This window comes from Rhodococcus sp. OAS809 (genome assembly GCF_040546695.1).
Lineage (GTDB): Bacteria > Actinomycetota > Actinomycetes > Mycobacteriales > Mycobacteriaceae > Rhodococcus_F > Rhodococcus_F qingshengii.
The window spans coordinates 365216-383053 of the sequence record NZ_JBEPOI010000001.1 but is presented as its reverse complement, the minus strand read 5'-3'; the positions used below and the strand labels follow the sequence as shown (position 1 = coordinate 383053).

The following is a 17838-nucleotide window of genomic DNA, read 5'->3' as shown; positions in this document are numbered from 1 at the left end:
CTTGTCCGGGTACCACTACTGGCGCCCATTCGATTGCAATTATTGATCCTCCCGGGGGGAGGAATGGGGAATTCGTCACGCATCCGACAAACAGTCAAGTGCTCAACAAGGTCAACATGATCACCGACGCGTTCAGGAGTTCCGCCCCAGATAATGGTACTGCTCACTTACCCCTGTCTATCCCTTCCTTCTCGTTGACCACGAATTTCTCGCATACATGCCGGGCCCTGTGAACATGAGCGCCGCGCCTCGCCTCCGAGCACGCAAACACGCGGTTCACGCGCTTTCGGTCACCGCTAGCCGAAAGCTCTCCCGAAGTAACCGACAACGTGAAACCATTGCGCTGGCGGGATCTCAAGCCGATCGTGGCACAACACGGCCGACTCCGATCACACTGTCGGAACCGCTACTCTCCAACTCGCGCAGAAGCTCCCGAACCTCGCTCAACCGGTAGCGCCGATGCCCGCCCGACGTCGTCATCGTGCCGATCTTGCCGGCGCGTGCCCATCGCACGACAGTGCCCGAATTGACACCGAACATCGCCGCAACCTGGCCGGACGTCAGCCTCTACTCGACAATGGGCCTCTCAAATGACTCCATGACTCTCAGCTTCCTGACAACAGTCTCCGGCGTGCAAAAAATGGGATACCTGGCGTGCACCTCGTGCGAGTCAGGCTCACCCGCTTGGCAGTTCGGCTCGTCGACCATGCGCGGGCAGTGGTCGAATCCGTTCGGCATTGAGTTCTCTGCTCGGCCAGGCCCGCACCACCCTGCATTTGTTCACCGAAGCCCGCTCGCAGCAACAGCCCTCATCAGCACATCGGTGGGAATGTGGTGGCCGGACGGCTGTCAGTCGCATGGCTCGCGAGGTCAGCCGGGATAAACGCCGGCCACTAGTGCTCCCTTGAGCGTGGTCGAATCGATCTCGGTGAAGGTATCGGTGTCGTAGGCGGTCAAGACCGTGTCGAGATTCAACGGCGCCGCCGCGTACGCGTTCAACAATCCGTATGCGTCGACGGCGTCATGGAGGAAAGGAAGTTCGGGTACATTGCCCAAAACTCCTGAGGTCCCGTCAACGGAACTGACGTAAGTCTTGTCGCCCTCCGCCGAGAACCCCACGTACACGGGCGTGTTCTCGGTTGGGATCGTCCGGTTCGGCTCTCCCGTCTCGGTGTCGATGACGATGATTTCTTTGCCGAAGTAGTTGCACAGCCACAGTTCTTTCCCGTCCGGACTCAATGTCGCCGAGAGGGGGCCGTCGGTCAGCTCCATCGGCAGCACCTTTCTCACGGTCCAGCTCCGTGCGTCGATGGTGGTCAAGCCAGAGAAGAAGTTGACTGCATAGATGGTGTTGCCGTCGGCGCTGACTGCCCCCCAACCTGGCACAAACCCACCCAAAAACAGTGGCGGCGCCAACGGTGCCCCGGTGACGGCGTCGTACTTCGTGATGGTTCCTGCGGTGGAGAACGCGTACATCGTCGAATCGTCGGGAGACAACTCAAGGTGCGCCGGCGCAGGCGGCAACGCGATGGGCAACGTCCGCACGATCTGCAGCGACTGGGTGTCGATCACGTGCACTACCGATGCCCCGGTCGGTACGAACAGGTATCGCCCGTCGTGCGAGAGAATCGAGACGGCGTATGCCGGTCCGAGAGTTGGGATGCGGCTGATCACCGATTCCGTTTTCATGTCGATCACCGACACGTTCCAACTCAACGGCCCGAAGTTTCCCACGAACATTCTGGACTGATCCGGCAACATCTTGATCACCAGCGGGTGATCACCGACGGAAGGGATCTCCTTGACCTTGTCGAGGGTGTCCGGATCGAACCCGACTACCGAATTCGCGCCGTAGTTCGGCATCCAGATCAGTCCGTCCGGACCGCTCGTGCTTCCTGATATCGACGGGTTGGCTTGTGCGGCAACAGGAAAAGTCAGGATTGCACCGACCGTCACGGCGGCCGCCAACAGACGGGTCACCGTCGATCGTTGGGTCTTCTTCGATGGCATGGGGTGTCGTTTCTATGGGTAGTGCGGATTGGTGTGCGTGATCCGGCGTGGGGGCGTGCCGATCACGGAGTTTCGCAAGCGAGATCTGCGGAATTTCGGGGTTCAGTCAAGGTGCGGCACCCACGCTGGAATGCCGGGGCCGGGGGCAGTGGCGGTGGTGTCGAGGATGTGATCAGTGTCCGGATCGAACGTGATCAGCGTGCCGGGGCCGAGGAAACCAATCGTGATCAGATTCATGAACGTGATTGCCTCGCCAATCGGGCCGGGAACATTACGGGACGTCGGGCCCGAATCGGAGATGTATCCACGTGACCCATCGGCACTGAACGTCAGTCCGATCACATCCCCGGTTGTGGGAATGACGCCGAGGAGTTTGTCGTCGGTGGTGTCGAAGACCATCACACCGTTCTTACCGAAACGTGTCACGTACAGCTTTCGCCCGTCAGGGGAAATTTCGGACGTGAAGGCGCCCGGGTTCATCAACCCTCCGACTCCGTTCTCCTCGCTCGCTATCGTTTTTGTCAACTCCCATTTCTCGACGTCGATGACGCCGATCGAATTGACCGTGTCCGTATACAGTTTCTTCCCGTCCTGGGTGAAGCTGTACCAGAACGTTGCCAGTCCGCCCGCCCAGATCGGCGGCTTGACCGTCGCTCCGGTGACGGGATCGTAGGCACCGATCAACCCGCTCACGAACCCGACGTACATCAGCCCGTCGGGACCTGCCATAGCGCCTGCCGGAATATCATCGAAACGCAACCGCCGGACAATCGTATCGGTGGCGACGTCGAGAACCTCTACCACAAACCCCATCTCGGGAATGTAGATCTCTTTCCCGTCGCCAGATGTGAAGATTCCCAACGGGACCGACTCGACCGGCATGGTGACTGTGGTGTCGTTCGTGCGATCGATGATCGATATCGACGGTGACAACAATCCGAAATTGTCGGTGTAGATCTTGCTGCCGTCCGGCGTCTTCGCCAAGACAGCCGGATGTGACGGTCCTACAGGAACATCCAGCGGAATTCGCTCTGTGATGGTGTTCGTCGCCGTGTCCATGACCGCGACCGTGTCATTGTCGACCTCCGGAATGAACAGTTCGCCTTCCGGGCCGCCGACATACGGTTCGTCGAGCGCAGGAGAGGAACTCGTATCGAGCGAACCTTGCGCTGTCGCAGTCGAAGGCGTCGCCACCACGAGTGCAACGGCAACACTGACAACTGCAGCGCACGTGAAACGACGGGACACTACCGGCATGTCATACATCCTCAAAGTTGGATCGAGAAACGAACTCAGACATTGGTGCTGGACGGGATATTGCTGGGCAACAGGTACTCGTACGGTTGCCATCGGGACTGATTTCGTCGATGGATCTCGGCCTCGATATCCTGAAGCGAACTTCGGAAGCGTTGCAACGGACCGTCTTTGTCTGCGACCCGCGGATCGCCGAAGGACGGCGGAAATGGGAAAATATTCGTCCGGTAGTCACCCAGAGGGCGATAGTAGAGCGTTCCCAGAGTGTTGAGAAAATAGAACTGCGCCAACGAGGTCAGTAAGTTGGGCAGCATCTTGATCCAGTCCGCTTCGGTGTGGCCCTCGACGGTCGCCGGCGGTGGAGTCGACATCATCCCGGCAGAGGCAGGGGCGTACGTCATCAGATGGGCCTGTGGGTAGTTCACCGACGCGTGATACGCGCTCGCGGTGTAGATGGCCATGGTGATGACCTCGATCAACTGATCGACGGACGTGATCGGCCGAAACCCGTTTATTTTGCCTATCGAGGAGACTTCATGCACCCACGCTGCCAACTCCGTGTCTCCGAGGACGTCGCTGTCGGATTCGTAATAGATCCGAACGTAGTCCTCGACCCAGTCCTCGATGGCACTCCACACCAATAGGGCGTCATCACGATAGGGGAACTCGGACAACACGTTGGCATCGTCGACGCCGCGACGCGCGAAATCACGATGCGGCATACGCTCGTAGAAATGCCAGTCGAGCCGGTCCTGCCCGACAGAATCCAAGATGTCGGGAAGCGGAGCTGCGAGGATCATGTCGGCGAAAAGATTCGGGGGCAAGATGATGGTCGCTGCCAGGAAGTTGACGAAAAGGTCGCCCTCGTAGTGTGGTTTGAGAAGAACTGACAACGGGTGATTCGGTGCCAGCGTCCGGTTCGTCGCGAGTGCGAATGCTTCCGAGACTAAATGGGCACGACCGAGATGAGCCAACATCTCGTGATGGTTGAAGTCGGCGGTCTGCACCACCGTTTTCGCCATCTGCCAGCCCCAGTAGTGTTTCTGGTCATCAGGTGCGGGACGTACGAACATCGGAGCCGTTGCCGGATCCTGACCACATTGGATGGCTACCGGTTGTAGTTTGGTGCCGCCGGGCGCGATAGCGAAGACTGCTACGGGTGCCGAGTTGTATCCGTCGCCGGTCAGGATCTTGTAGGTGGCATGCTCCGGCGCCAGTTTCCCCAACTCGGCGTAGTCCGTGATGAACAATCTTCCGGCACCGATCGCCGCGTCGAGCGAATCATCTGCGCCCAACCCTTTTCTGTACTGCTCGTCGGTGAGAGGGAACTTGTCCGGCAACATGCCCTCGACACGCTCGATGACATTCGTGTTCGCACCGGCGATCCGCAAGTACGCGAAGAAGTTGTCGTCATGCAGGTTCTCCGCGGCACCAGGTATCGGCATCGTCTGCCAGATGGCGTTGTACCTCGCCAAACCGTCGTGCGTGCCGAAACTGCCGATGCTCTGATTCGTCTCGAGCAATGCCTGCACATTGGTCCGCAGGTTTCCCAACAGGATGAGAATCTGTTGAAACAGATCCATCGCCTCGGATTGAAGCATCGTCGCTTGAGCGGCTTCTTCCGCAGTCGCCGTCACGTACGCGTCCGAGGTGCGGTCCCCCAGCATGTTGTATTTGCCGTTGCCCAGCGAGGTGAACCTCGCGTTCAACTCCGCCGACCGTTGTTGCTTCGCCCGCAGGTCGTTTTGAGTATCGGCCAATGTTCCTGTCGCACCGGCGTTGAACTGAGGGATAATCGAGGCGACCAAGTTCACTGCCCATTCGAGCACGGTATCGAGGCCCTCGATCAGCCACTCGATGGTCGGCAGAGAGTCCAGCGGAACGAAATACGCCGCGGGGATTCCCGTCAGAAAGGGCAGATCCTCCGTCCAGGTATAAGCCGATTGAGCCTGAACGAGCGCAGCCTGACGCGCCCACGGAATGGGGTCGAACTGCGGCAGCAACGGCACCGGGAACCCGGGCGGCGCCGGCGCCGCCCCGGCAGTTCCCGTCAAGCCCAACGACGCCGCAGGGATGAGCGCCGACAAGCCCAGCAGGCGCCGACGATTCAAACTTGGTTGCTGCATATTGCACACTCCTCTACCGACCCCCGAATGCCCCGTTTCGCACGTGACAGGGAACGACATACCTTGAGATTGGACGAAACGGACACGTGATAGCGACTTACTCTGTGCCCCAACACTGTTCATATACCGAGTCGATCCGGATCAACATAGAAAGCGGTTGCCGCCGCAAGGCCTGACACTGCCGGGTTCGCGACGCGGTGCCACTTCTGCCGACCACCTCGACGCCAGCAACCACGAACTCAGTCATCCATCGATGCACCGGATCCCACCTGCCGGTGTTCGTCCACCCGTGAGTTCACAAACCGGACGAAACAGACTTATAGGATCGACTTCTACTGCAGTGCAACGTTATCCATATCTCTCTGTCGGTTCGGATCAGCATTTCGTTACAACGACAGTCGTCACAACGGTGCCGTTCACCAACAGCCACAAACTCAATCGATCCCCAACACGTATGCGACGTACCATGATTCGAGAGTTCGGCGTAACAGGCTTGAGGTACTCGATCACCGCGCGATGCGGGCCTGTCCTGATGTCCAGGTGGTCAGATAATTCATCCTCGACGACAGCCCAGTAGGCGCTGTTGTTCACATGCCCGAAAGGATCGAAGTCGGTAGCACGGATAACGTGCTCTCGCTCCTGGATCGCTTCGGTCCCGAGATGTGCGGCAGGCGCTCCCGGATTCATCGACTTCCACCGCAGCCTTGTCTCCGGCGCCCCGGCAGAGAGGTGCCGAAACCCTTCATCACTGATCCGCGCTGGGAACCCGGAAACATTGACATTGATCCAGAAGGATTCGGTTTCGATCACCCCAGCTCGACGGGGCGCGGGGTTGAAGGCATTGACCTCAGGTATCTCGACGATACGCACACGCATATTCGCCCACCGCGTCGACAATCCCGAGCACCAGCGCTCCAACGAAACGGTACCCGGCCACGTAATCGGCTCCAGCACGTCGATGATCGTGCGGCGCACGATCCAGTAGGGATCTGTCGATCCGAAACTCGACGCCGCCAGGTCGTCAGTCGCCACGTCCTGCAAAAACCTTGCGACGCTGTCGAACCGCAGTGTCAGATCGGGAGCTACATCACTGCCGCGAACCCGAAACTCCGCCTCGAAGGACGGGACTCCCGCACCCTTGACTGCCCATGAACTTTTCGAGTCCACAGCCGTGCGCGAATCTACTCTCGCCTCTGCCATCGCACGCATCGCCTCTCTTGCCCATTCGGGGGGTACTGAGTGCCTCAGCGGACGTCAACCGAGACGACCGCGCCCGCCGTTCGGACTTCCAGCACTTCTCCAGCAACGTATAGCAATGCTTCAGCTACCGCAATGCTGGGTTGCGCCCACCGTGTTCAGGCCGCTGAACGCATCATCGTCGTGGCGACAAAAGACCTGGCACCGCGGTTCGTACACGGGCAGAACTCGTTTCACAAAAGGTTTGTGTGGAACAAGTGGATTTGTTTGGGACAATCGCCTGGCCAACGTCGAGTTGCTGGACAATACTGGATGCTCCACACCCACACACATCCTCGGAAACCCGATCAACTCATTTGCGATGTGCGATCGATTTTGCTTCCGACAGAACTACTTAAGGCAAGTACGTGAACGCCGCAGGGACACACGTTTTCCGCACACACCTCAATGCTCTGTTTTCACGCTCGGAAGCCATACTCACTAATCATGATGTGGCGAAGGAGATTCGCCGGCGCGGTTGTCCACTGTCCGCTCCGTATCTCTCCCAACTACGCACAGGGGTACGCGTCAATCCGTCATACCTCGTAATCGACGCGCTCGCCGACTACTTCCGGGTCGCGCCTGACTTCTTCTTCGGCCCGCACCCGTCCGACGCTTCCGCATCGGACGAGGCAAACACGTCCGCGATCGTTCGCGATTTGCACAGCTTCGGTTTGAGTCGCCTACTGTCAGCCTGCGTGGGCCTTTCGACCGAGTCGATGGAGATACTGATCGAAATGTCCGATCGGCTCCGTCAAGCTGGCCAGCAGTAACCTGTCGGGTAGAGCGCGGTTCTCCCTCACCTGGCACAAGTACGGCAGCCACGCCTGGCCAGTTGTTCGTCGCCCGTCGCGGAGATCGCCGATGTGTTTAGCGATCTGGTCAGCAGCTTTTTCGTTGGCGGGGAGTCCCCCGCTGCGGGACTCCCTGAGAAACAGTCTCGGCATAGCAGGATCCCGTTACTTGAAATGTGCCCTTCACACACCTGCTGTCTGGTGTGCCGCCCCCGTCTCCCGTGCGAGAAGCACGGATTGCCTGGCACTCCATCGAAATGGCACCACGGAGCAGATTCAACGCGCCGAAGGGCGGCGACAACTATCTTTTGTCACATCACACCGTTTGTTTGTCGGCTTCGTTCGCAGGCTCATCATGTTTTTAGGGCATCAACTGACTTCGATCACGAACTACCCTCTTACTCCGTATCTTTCATGCCATGTTCGAGTCAGATCCTCCCACCCCGACGCAGCCGGACTGTCCTCCACGCCCTCGCCAAGACAGTGAGACGGCAGTATCGTGGCGGTAGAGGGTGCCTTCAGACAGCGAGGGCATCCAACTGGCCCCGTCGGTCCCCTTTCTTGTGTGGTCGTCGGGGCCACCAAATACGTTCAGGTTGCACAGTTACGAGCAGTCTCGATGCTATGTGCCGGTCAGCGACGCCTGTCCAACGATGTCTCTCGGAAGTCACGCATTGACGACACCGAGATCTTTGGCAGGCCGGTACGGGTCGCATGGGGCAATGCGGACCCGGCGATGCTGCGTCGGCGCTCGATCCGAGCCACGCGGGACCGAGCGTCGGCGAAGATTATCCGGTGGACGTGCGAGGCGATCGCCACAGCGACCCTCGTCGGCCTCCCGACCGGATCGCGCGAAGCCGAGTTGATAGCCGAGATCGCACAGAATCACGAGCATTGGATCGGAACACGCGACTATGCCAACCCCGAAGTTCGTTCGGCATGGGAACAGGACGGTACCTGGGTACGACGACCAATTCTTCTGGACCGCAGCGCGATCCACCCCGACCTCAGTGGACTGCAGGTAGTCGAAGGCCGCACCCGATTCGGGATTCTCCGAGGCCGCCACGCAGCAGGGATTGCTGTCGCACCAACCCATTCAGTGTGGGTAGGTCGACCGGTCCACTCCTCCGGCGGGAAGTGAGCCCGCGAGACGGCGGGGCGCCGACTCCGGGCTGAAGACAGTGTTATCCCGCGGGGTACATCACCGAGAGGCCGTGTTCGCCTGCCGGGACGGCGATTTCGAAGTCCCCAGAGGATCCCTGGTTCAGATCCACAAGGGCGGCGCAGGGATCCAGCGGGTCCACCTCACCCGGTGGGCACTGCGCGAGACCTGCAAGCCACTGGGAGACGGGCAGGCCAGTAGGGGTCGGGGCTACATGGATGAGCGGCGGTTCACCGCTCCCCTGGTCAGTGCGCGCAGGTGCGGCTGCTCCTGTACCGACCGCCAGGAGGGCTCCAGCCGTCGCCAACGCGAGAACACTCGTTGCAGCAACGGCTTTCAACGTGCGTGTCATGTGTCCTGCAACCTTCCATGTCCTCGAAGCGAAACTTTTTTCGCCTCTACCGCGGTACGGGATATGCCAAGTTCTACCAATGCCAGTAAACGGCAAACTGTTAATCATGAGCAACCAGACCCGGCGGTTTGAGAGTTACATCATAGGACCGAATCCTCTAGCCGCCCATTCACGCTCCGCCCACCACTGCGCGCCCCACACCCCATCGCGCGCACCACAGCCAACTTCGTACTCCGCCGAATATTTCTTGGCCGCAAACGAATACGGGTCCCTGGCCACGCCCGACCACGGCGCACTTTTGGACCGTAGCATCCCCCACGACCGCAAACGGAAGTGACGTCGTCACAACGGCCGTCACACCTCGATCGGAATCAACATCCAGTGGAAGGACACCACCATGCCCGAACAAACTGACAGCAACGCCGTCTTCCTCGCCCGTTTTCCCGAGCCCGGGCAAGCGAAAGAATTCCTGGACAACGTCGATCGAGTCATCGCAACAGCCGGAACATCCACCCTCGACGGCAACGACGTCACCTTCACCGCACCCACCATCGACACCACCCTGGGCGACATCATGTTGTCTGCCGGCTACTACGGCGGAGCAGGAACGAAACTGCGCATCAACAACGGCGACTTCCGCACCGTTGTCCGCGAATACTGACATCACCCCGGACATAGCACACGAGCCGGACGAAAGAGTATCTCCCAGAACAGAATCAACTGTCCCGGCCGCTGCCGTCCGGCTCGTACTCACCCTCAGAGCAACCCTCTGCAAAGAAAGCAATCGAAGTCGTTCACCCCTACCAGTCGGTGCAACCGCCTCGTCCCACCCCGCGAGAACACGGAAGCTCGGATCGCTCACCACGGGCGAATGTACAGATCCTCGATAATGTTGCCTACCGACTGATAGAGGTCGACACCGAAGACCGGGTCGATGTCGCGAAGTAACTGCAGCGAACGAACAACGAGAGCGGCGGTGACATTTTCGGATGTTGGCGGCCCCTCAGGCGAGATGGCTCTCAAGGTCAGTCCGTCCGTCATGGTTCGGCGCAGTGATGTCGACGGCATTTTCATTCCTTTCTCGTCGTGGCTCAGGCGAATCGTTCGCTGATTTGCGGGTCGCAGAGTCGGTAGCCGGGTGGGGCGTAGTGCGTGTCACAATTCGATCCCCAACCCGACTACAGGAAATCTGACCGCTACCGCACCGTGGTGACGAGTTCGTCTCCCATTGCCGCCAACACCAAACTACGATCGCCCAGATCGAAGACTGCAGTGACCGGTTTACCGTCCGCCACAGTGTCGACGGTGAGCGCTTCGACGCTGTGCCCGATGGCGGACACAGCAGATCCCTCGTCTGCGTCGAACACCGTCCATTTTCCGTATTCGGCTATGTACCGGGCGTTCTCGGCTTCACCTTCAGGATCTGCACCGGTGCCGACATCAGCAAACGGGTCGAGCCACGGGCCTTCCCGGCACACCAATTCTTCTCCGTCCGGACCTGCATCGAACACAAGAGGCGCCCTATCGCCGACGGTCACTTCGACGGGACCGTTCCGCGACTGAATCGTGTCTCCGAGAACGTAGTAGACGCGTCTGATCTTGGTGATCCGATCGCCGACAACGCTCCGTTGAACATCGGTGAGCGAAAGCTGTTCTGACACCCTAATTTCTCCCTCGAATCCAGCCGTCGAAGCGTGGGCGCGTCCAGTCGATCGTGGCGTGCCGGTGGGTATTTTCATCCGAGTGTTTCGGTGCTTCGGCGTTGCGCCTCGTACTGCGCGGCGTCGGCAGCGAAATGTTCAGCATCGGCACGAGAGAGGGCGGTGGTCTGCCCGCAATGTGCGAACGCCATGAAATCTTGTCCGTGCCCGAACGGGAAAATCGGGAGGAAGAACAGGGCGAACCACGTACGCCGGCGATGCAGCCGCTGCGCCGCAGTGACCCGGCACAGGTGACAGGTAAAGAACAGTGCCGCGATGAAGGTCGTCTTCGTAGGTGTTCCGAAGATCAGCATCCGATTTCTCCTCTGGTGAGCAGCGAACATGCTCCGCACCAGTACTTTTCAAGACCACCAAGCAGTGGTTACTACGCGTGCGTGTCCCCGGCGTCGGCGTCATCGGTGGTATCGACGACGTCGATGTCGAGCGCGCCGTCGGGACGGCGGCGAATGAGATCGACGGCAACGGAGGCGACGTCGTAGTCCACCAGTTCCCCTTTTTCGGTGCGGCAGTGCAGCGAGAAGTACACGATCCCGCCCACCACACGGTGTGTCTGGGCTTGGACGCGGAAGTCGCCGCCCAACACCAGCCCAGCGCGATACAAGGCTATCGGCCCGTCGGGAAGCCCCGGCAGCAGGGGGATTTCGTCGATACCGCCGTCTTGGAGCATCCCGTCGACGCCGTAGACGATCGGATGGTCGTCCGATTCCTTCGACACCACTGCCAGCGGCATCGACGCCACGTTGAACAAGATTCGGGGCGCACCACATAGAAGGGCGTCGAAGACAAGGGAATCACCTTCTGAGCCGAAGGAAACTCCGGTGACACGAATCTCCCGCCCCGTGACCAGCCGAGGCGCATGAACTTCCAGGTCGAGGGCAGGCATACTCGGCCAGGGCTTGCTTTCGACCAACATCAGTTCACTCCTAGGAAGCGTGCGCCTTTGTTCAACGCGTTTTGGTAGGCGTTGTCGCCCCGGATCTTCTTGATCAAAGACTGGGGTGCGCCTTCGAATTCTTGGGTGTTGAAGTTGTAGTAGTACTTCCCACCGCGATCGTCCTGCAAATGCAGTTGCCCAGCACGCTCCCCGGGAATGGGATTTTCGACGTCGATCCGATAAGACGGGCCATTCGGGGGGATTTCATGTGCTAAATTCTTGCTGATGTCTAGTCTTATTTCCCGTTGACCTAGAATTTTGGGCAAACCAGCCAGCTAGGCCAATTGCAGGAACGCCGCCGTCGACGCCATCCGCGGAAGTTTGGATAATCTACCCGATCCTGCGTGACCAGTTGCATCACACATTCGGCTGTCCGATCTGTTCGACATTGTCACTTGATTCGTCATTTTTCCTCATCCTGGACCGAGATCAAATTCACGCAATTGGTAAGCGGTCTCGTCAATGCGCCCATCAGTAACCCATGATAGAAATAAGTCGGCTGCTTCCGCGGCGTCAAATACTTCATTGGAATACACCGTCAATGTGTGTTTGCCGTTGTGGAACGGAATACGGACGTCAGGTTCGCCGTTTCGAAAACTTGGATGCCCAACAATATAAAGGCGGGAGGTGCCATCTTCGTCACGGCGCCTCACCTCGACAGACATTGCTTCTGCAGATCCTGCAGCTTGAATATAGTTCTCCGACATTGAAATCTTTTCGATGTCACTGAGGTCCTCGTAATAGCGGTCTTCTGGAATTTTACTCACGGTCAGGCTGGAGCGTTCGAGACCGTCGAATCTCTCGAGAGGTTGAGCAAACTGCCATCGCTGATCTATTCGATGCTCGATGACCTGTCGCTTTCCACTAAAGGTGAGTAGAAACATGATTCCTCTTTCTCATCAAAGTCGGGCGCTGCGTTCAGCCAGGTAGATCACGTACACCAACGATCTCGATTGTCCGCCCGTTTAGCGTAGCCCTAGCAGGGTTGTCAGGGCTGACAAGATTGTCGAAATCTCGCTGTTCGCGATTTTTGCTTCCAGTGTTGCTTTTGACTTCGTACCCGGTATAAGTCCCGTCTGGGTTCTCAGTCAGCCCGTCGTAAAACCGACCGTGTCCGACGCCTTGGACAGTTGCTCGAACTTGCTTACGTTCGATCGTAATGCCGCGATCAGCCTCTTCACTGTCGAGCGCAGCCTTTTCGGCCTCTTTGCCGCTAAGCCCGTCATTTCCGTCAGCATATTGACCGAGTATATCGCGCCCATCACCCCGATCGCGGGCCATGGCAGCAATTAACACACCCCCAGCAACGATCCCGAGCACAACCGCAGCGGGGATTCCCACACCTGTCTCTCCAGCCGCAAGAGCGCCGACGCCGATCACACCTGCCGCCTGATAGAGCGAATCGCCCCCCGCCGGCAGATCTTCATCGTCTGAAATGTCGCCAGTGGTACCACTCTCTTGTATGTCGCGCCGTTCCACGACGGCTGCGTCCGCCGCTGCTGCGGCTTCCTGGTTCGCGTGCTCCTGCTCAGCGGCCATCGTGTCCAGAGCCTGCGTGGTGGGCACGTTCGTGACCTCCAACCCTGCATCGGCCGAATCACCAGGTTTGGTGTAGTTGTTGGTGGTGCCGTCACCTTGATCGACGTTCATCGGGGCATCCGGCTTCATCGTCTCCTGGTTCGGCACATACGCCGAGTGCCCGTCATCCGGGGTGCCCACCACCGCGATACCGCCCGACTGTCCCGTGATCGCTTCCTGCCCGTTCGACAGTTCGACCGCAGAGATCTGATGCCCGGTAGCCTCGTTGGTTCCGCCGTCGAGGCCGTCCGCGAAGATCGGATACAGCACATCCGGACCGGGCTCGATGTGCTGAACCAAGGTGGTTCCATCGTCGGCGACCTCGTACCATGTCGGCAGCGGACGGCCCAGAGCGTCGTACGCCCACGGCGGAGCCTCGTGCGAGACCACGGCGCCGTTCACGTCGAGGATGTCAGCGGAGCCGTCTGCGTTGACACGCATATGACCACCCGGGGGAACCTTCTTCGGGAAGAAGTACTCACGAGGTGATTCCGGCCCGTTGAGAAGATCGAACGTCTGCTCCGCACCGCCAGGCCACACCACCGTCAATTCCTCGTACCCCGGACGGAAGATCCCACCCGATCCGAGACCGCTCATCGACGTCTGCGGTAGCGGAGTGACCTTCCCGCTCTCACGCGCACTGAACGGTCCGGGCCTCCCCCGTACTCCGATACCGGCGGCAGTGAAACCTGCGGCGCCGACCAACACAAGTTCGAGGTAGCGTTCGCGTCCGTTATCGTCGTCGAGCCCGGAGGTCGCCACCGTCGGAGTCGATTCAGGCTGTCCGGGAACAGCATTCGGTGACGCTGCAGGGACGGGTCCGAGGCCGCGATCGGGGGTGGTTCCCTCACCCGGGGTGGCGTTGAGCGTGGACGTGGGTGAGGGAACCTGCGGCGTCGACGCATCAGGGGGTGCGCCGGCACCGTTCTCCGAGGTCGGGGACTCGGAAGCAATAGGCGGAACCTCGATCGTCGGAACCGGGACGATGGGCGTGCCGTTGTAGGTGGGGAAATTCGTCGGAGCGTTCGCCCCGACGTTCGGGCCGCCGCCCGGAGCCTGCGCACCCGGCAACCCGACGGTCGTCGTCGGCGCAGCCGTCGCGGTCGTTGATGGTGCCGTTACGCACGGGTTGATGTACTCAGGCGGAATCGGTGCACCGGGCGGTAGTGAGGCGACCAGGTTCAGGTAGATCTGATGATCACGCGCCCGCACCGCCGCACAATCCTCCGCCGGCCCCGCAGCCGCAGTCCCTGCGGTCAATGCGATACCCGCACCGATCACACCAGCTGTCCCGGTCAGCAGTGCGCCGGCAGCGAGCACCCCCGCCAGCGACCTGCGCAGCCTCAGTGTGGCCGCGGGTGTCTGTGTGGGCTTCACCGGCGATCACCGACCGTGTTCGACTTTTTCTTGAATTCGGCGATGAGTGTGTCTGCGCCCCACCAGAACACCCGGCCCGCGATCGACATCCACAGAAAGAACGCCAGATACACCAGGATCGTCCCGTAATCCGCCGCCCACCCACCGAGGCGTCCGATCACCGCAAACGCCGCAACCAACAACGCGAGCCCGAACACGGTCGCGATCACAGCCTTCGACATCAGGCTCAATTCACTGTCGCGATCCCATTCCTGTTTCGAGGATTCGGTGCGAGAGCGGCCGGGGTCGGTGGACGAAGTTCGCCCAGATCCAGGCGGAACATAGGGCAACGCGTTCTCTGCCGTGAGGTCTCGGCGGGTGGGTGAGGTCATCGGGGCGTTCGGTGAGGTGGTCATCGGAGGTGAATGCCTTTCCCCGCCAACCCAAAAAGCGGGACTCGAGATACCCGTCACCAACCAAGGAACGGGCGGTCAACGGGAGGGGATGCAGTGATTGACAGGAAGAGAGTGCTGTTACCAGGGGCAGTTGATGTACGAAGTTGCTTGAGCAGCCCACTTCCCGCTCGGCGGAAGGTAGAACTGGAATGATGTGCACCCGTTCGGATATTGGGCAGCAATTGCCGTCCGACGCGCCAGGACATCAGCCGACGCATCGATGACATGCTCCCACCCCGGTACCGGGATCGTCACGTTCGCATTCGAGAGTGCGGCCACAATCCCACTGTCGCGGGCCGCGACCGTCACGGCGTGATTGAGGGGAACCTGCACCACCGGGGCACCCAACTCAGCCGGCCCGTGCTCGCGGCTGGGGCGGTAGCGAGCAGAATCCCGCCGACCGCGAGCGATGCCGCCGCGGTCGTTGCTGCGATCTTCTTCGTACGATTCAAAGACATGATGCTCCTTCGAGAAAGAGTGAATTTGGAAAGTGTTGGGTAGCAGGTGTCAACGGCTGTCCGGCACGTGAACCGAGATATGTGATTGCGGGCGCGGACTGCCGTTGACGACAGCCCCTGGATCAGAGCCAGGTGGGGTCGGAGTACACGAACACACTGTTATCCGAGACGGAGCTTTCCTACTCGGGCCCGAGCGGTCTCGACGGTCGTGGTGGCCATGGTCGGTCTCCCTGTGGGTGAGTAAAAAGTCCAGCAACCCGATCGATTGCCGAAGCTTAGCTGAACGTCTGACCGGGACGCTACAAGACGACACGGATGCGCGACCAGCCCCCGATATCCGACTCAGCCCACCAAAAGTCGTACCCGGCGTTACAGCAACATTTCCGGAACACTCGGACCAGGCGGTTTGTTCACATGCGCTGCGTGACGGGACTCACGATCACGAATTGGTGACGACTCAAACGAATTCAGTGACGTTCCGGCAACCGGTCCGCGGAACAGGCTTATGAGTGCCTGATCTGCGGCTGCGACTCGGAATGGCGAGACCGAAGGGCCGCTTCTGCCAACCGTACATAGGACGGTGAATCCGCAGGAACCCCCAGGCGGCCCTCGGAGAGGCGGAGCTTGGCCAGATCCGCCAGCAACTCCAGCGACGGCGCGGAGTGACCGTTCGCTGCCGGCAGCAGAGCTTTGTGCACCGTGTCGTCGAGGCGCTCGACAATCTCGGCATCCTCGACGTGAACATCACCGCCCGCGACAGAGGTGGTGAAAAAGTAGCCACGCGAGACACCGAAGAATGCCGCGAGCGCAGTCACGACCTCGTCGGACGGGCTCACGCGGTGCCCGTGACGTAGCTGAGGGACGTACGGCTTCGCGATCCGGCAACCGTGGTCGAGAAGGCCGCGCACAACTGCGGCGTTGGTGAGATTCGGGCCCGCATCGGCGAAAAGTTCATTCAGACGAGCGCGGAAAACACTCCCACTCGCCATCTGCCCCGCGGTCACCAAGACCTTCTCCTCATCCACAGGCGTCATATCCGCACCCTATGGGAGAAACACCAGAAACCTCGCAGGTCGATGATCACGGCGGCACCGAACGCTGATCAGCATCGCTCCTCGCCGTATTCGATGCTCATTCCTCGCCTCGTCGCGCTACCCCGGATCCACAAGGAGGGCTGGAGGTTTCGCTCCCCCAATTTTTAGGGCTACTTCCGGTTCTACTCCGTCAACCTCGCCCGCAATTCTCGTGACAGAAATGCCGGCTCCACGCTTCAAGCGTGTCCATGCCGCTGACGTCGACATCCGGGTTGAGGGTCCGGCGCCCTTGTCGGCACCATCTCCGTACGAAGGTGAGATCGCCATTGTGGGCGCCTCCAGAACGTCGGCCGCCGCCAAGAGAGCCTGGTGTAGTCGGTGGGCCCTGACGCTCGCAGTCCCCCAAACGAGCTGTTGTTTCGCCGCTCATGCGGCCGCGTGCCACAACAACACGGCATCAACCTGCGAAGGCTGAACTTCAATCTCTCCCGTCGGGACTCAGGCGAATCGTTCGAGGATCTGCGGGTCGTAGAGGCGGTAGCCGAGTGAGTGCATCGCGCCGATGATCTCGTTTGCATGCTCTCCTCGGAATTTGTAGCCGACGAACTCGACCAACTGCTCACCGATGGACACGTCGTAGGCCGGCGTTCCTTCGGGGTCAGACCCGGGCGGGCGCAGGAACTGCCCGTCCCACGTCCAGCCTGGGAGATCCTCCGCAAACAACCGCAAGACACGGTCGCGGTCCACCATGTCGACGCTGTCGACGTGTTGCTCGTCGTTCAGACGCGTGTAGACGCTGCCGGGGTCGAGATCATCGCCTCCGGCCCAGAACGCCAGGTTGTAGCTCATGGCGCCTAAGTATGCCTGCCGCCTACCGTCGGGGCGGTGTTGCCGAGAGTGCCGTCATATCCTTCTGACGTGAACGCGATGAATCTTCCAGGTGCCGGACAGCGGGTTGTCCGCACCGAGGTCGGTCACGCCCTACAGTTCGAAACTGACGCGCACGTTCGATACTTCGTCGAGGAGAACCCCGTCCTCACCCTTCCCGACGACACCGAAGTCACCATCAGCCTTCCGGCACGTGCATCCGGAACAGACATCGCAGCGGAACTGACCGGCGCGACAATCGAACTCAGCACCTGCACCGCAGACGGATCACTCGTCGTACTGTTCGACACCGGGACCGTACTGTCGGTGCCACCGTCGCCGGATTTCGAAAGTTGGAACGTCTCCGCGCACGGGAACGTGCTCGTCGTCTCGACACCTGGCGGCACGATCGCAGCGTGGAACTGGCCCAGCACCGACGGACATGGCTATCCATGAATACCGGGACCGACGCCCGAGCACTACTCCCGAGACCACAAATTT

General features: G+C 60.1%; 20 protein-coding genes. 4 read left to right on the top strand and 16 right to left on the bottom strand.

Annotated elements, in window-relative coordinates; genetic code table 11:
* Positions 1-354 precede the first annotated feature (354 nt).
* The 5 genes from ABIE52_RS01870 to ABIE52_RS01850 all read right to left on the bottom strand — a co-directional run bounded on the left by ABIE52_RS01870 (position 355) and on the right by ABIE52_RS01850 (position 6590).
* Complete coding sequence (locus ABIE52_RS01870) at positions 355-564, bottom strand: helix-turn-helix domain-containing protein (RefSeq protein ID WP_354541453.1); 210 nt, start codon at positions 562-564, stop codon at positions 355-357.
* A gap of 306 nt (positions 565-870) precedes the next feature.
* Positions 871-2010: a beta-propeller fold lactonase family protein gene (locus tag ABIE52_RS01865; protein ID WP_125461316.1), complete on the bottom strand. Its 1140-nt coding sequence runs from the start codon at positions 2008-2010 to the stop codon at positions 871-873.
* Positions 2011-2112: 102 nt separating this feature from the next.
* Positions 2113-3267 carry a YncE family protein gene (locus ABIE52_RS01860; protein WP_080911164.1) on the bottom strand — a complete coding sequence of 385 codons (1155 nt, stop codon included), beginning with the start codon at positions 3265-3267 and terminating at the stop codon, positions 2113-2115.
* 35 nt (positions 3268-3302) lie between these two features.
* On the bottom strand, positions 3303-5390 hold the full coding sequence (locus ABIE52_RS01855; RefSeq protein ID WP_192712995.1) for a lipoxygenase family protein: 2088 nt from the start codon (positions 5388-5390) through the stop codon (positions 3303-3305).
* A 375-nt stretch (positions 5391-5765) separates the two neighbouring features.
* On the bottom strand, positions 5766-6590 hold the full coding sequence (locus ABIE52_RS01850) for an acyl-[acyl-carrier-protein] thioesterase (RefSeq protein WP_192712996.1): 825 nt from the start codon (positions 6588-6590) through the stop codon (positions 5766-5768).
* A 488-nt stretch (positions 6591-7078) separates the two neighbouring features.
* Between ABIE52_RS01850 and ABIE52_RS01845 the strand changes: the two genes are divergently transcribed.
* Complete coding sequence (locus tag ABIE52_RS01845; protein ID WP_192712997.1) at positions 7079-7399, top strand: transcriptional regulator; 321 nt, start codon at positions 7079-7081, stop codon at positions 7397-7399.
* A 757-nt stretch (positions 7400-8156) separates the two neighbouring features.
* A complete protein-coding gene (locus tag ABIE52_RS01840; RefSeq protein ID WP_192712998.1) occupies positions 8157-8561 on the top strand; it encodes a hypothetical protein in 405 nt (134 codons plus the stop codon).
* A 43-nt stretch (positions 8562-8604) separates the two neighbouring features.
* On the opposite strand, the gene ABIE52_RS01835 is transcribed toward ABIE52_RS01840, so the two are convergent.
* Entirely contained in the window at positions 8605-8934 is a 330-nt protein-coding gene (locus tag ABIE52_RS01835; RefSeq protein ID WP_192712999.1) for a hypothetical protein, read from the bottom strand.
* A gap of 397 nt (positions 8935-9331) precedes the next feature.
* Here ABIE52_RS01835 and ABIE52_RS01830 point away from each other — a divergent pair, with 397 nt between their 5' ends.
* Positions 9332-9595 carry a hypothetical protein gene (locus ABIE52_RS01830; protein ID WP_192713000.1) on the top strand — a complete coding sequence of 88 codons (264 nt, stop codon included), beginning with the start codon at positions 9332-9334 and terminating at the stop codon, positions 9593-9595.
* A 197-nt stretch (positions 9596-9792) separates the two neighbouring features.
* Here the strand turns inward: ABIE52_RS01830 and ABIE52_RS01825 are convergent, their stop codons facing one another.
* The 10 genes from ABIE52_RS01825 to ABIE52_RS01780 all read right to left on the bottom strand — a co-directional run bounded on the left by ABIE52_RS01825 (position 9793) and on the right by ABIE52_RS01780 (position 17319).
* Positions 9793-10002, bottom strand: coding sequence for a hypothetical protein (locus ABIE52_RS01825; RefSeq protein WP_192713001.1), 210 nt, complete (start codon positions 10000-10002; stop codon positions 9793-9795).
* A 128-nt stretch (positions 10003-10130) separates the two neighbouring features.
* The gene (locus tag ABIE52_RS01820; RefSeq protein ID WP_192713002.1) at positions 10131-10595 is read right to left on the bottom strand and encodes a hypothetical protein; all 465 of its coding nucleotides are present in this window, start codon (positions 10593-10595) and stop codon (positions 10131-10133) included.
* 74 nt (positions 10596-10669) lie between these two features.
* Positions 10670-10948 (bottom strand): zinc ribbon domain-containing protein, encoded by a 279-nt coding sequence (locus tag ABIE52_RS01815; RefSeq protein ID WP_192713003.1) that lies wholly within the window; start codon positions 10946-10948, stop codon positions 10670-10672.
* A gap of 71 nt (positions 10949-11019) precedes the next feature.
* Positions 11020-11568, bottom strand: coding sequence for a hypothetical protein (locus tag ABIE52_RS01810; RefSeq protein ID WP_192713004.1), 549 nt, complete (start codon positions 11566-11568; stop codon positions 11020-11022).
* A 434-nt stretch (positions 11569-12002) separates the two neighbouring features.
* Positions 12003-12473 (bottom strand): hypothetical protein, encoded by a 471-nt coding sequence (locus tag ABIE52_RS01805; RefSeq protein ID WP_192713005.1) that lies wholly within the window; start codon positions 12471-12473, stop codon positions 12003-12005.
* Between the two features lie 34 nt (positions 12474-12507).
* A complete protein-coding gene (locus ABIE52_RS01800) occupies positions 12508-14544 on the bottom strand; it encodes a YML083C domain-containing protein (protein WP_192713006.1) in 2037 nt (678 codons plus the stop codon).
* A complete protein-coding gene (locus ABIE52_RS01795; RefSeq protein ID WP_354541411.1) occupies positions 14541-14939 on the bottom strand; it encodes a hypothetical protein in 399 nt (132 codons plus the stop codon). Before ABIE52_RS01795 ends, ABIE52_RS01800 begins: the two co-directional genes overlap by 4 nt.
* 117 nt (positions 14940-15056) lie before the next feature.
* On the bottom strand, positions 15057-15314 hold the full coding sequence (locus tag ABIE52_RS01790; RefSeq protein ID WP_192713007.1) for a hypothetical protein: 258 nt from the start codon (positions 15312-15314) through the stop codon (positions 15057-15059).
* Positions 15315-15939: 625 nt separating this feature from the next.
* Entirely contained in the window at positions 15940-16470 is a 531-nt protein-coding gene (locus ABIE52_RS01785; protein WP_192713008.1) for a transcriptional regulator, read from the bottom strand.
* 498 nt (positions 16471-16968) lie between these two features.
* A complete protein-coding gene (locus ABIE52_RS01780) occupies positions 16969-17319 on the bottom strand; it encodes a hypothetical protein (protein ID WP_192713009.1) in 351 nt (116 codons plus the stop codon).
* A gap of 78 nt (positions 17320-17397) precedes the next feature.
* Between ABIE52_RS01780 and ABIE52_RS01775 the strand changes: the two genes are divergently transcribed.
* A complete protein-coding gene (locus tag ABIE52_RS01775; RefSeq protein WP_354541452.1) occupies positions 17398-17793 on the top strand; it encodes a DUF6188 family protein in 396 nt (131 codons plus the stop codon).
* Positions 17794-17838: the final 45 nt, after the last annotated feature.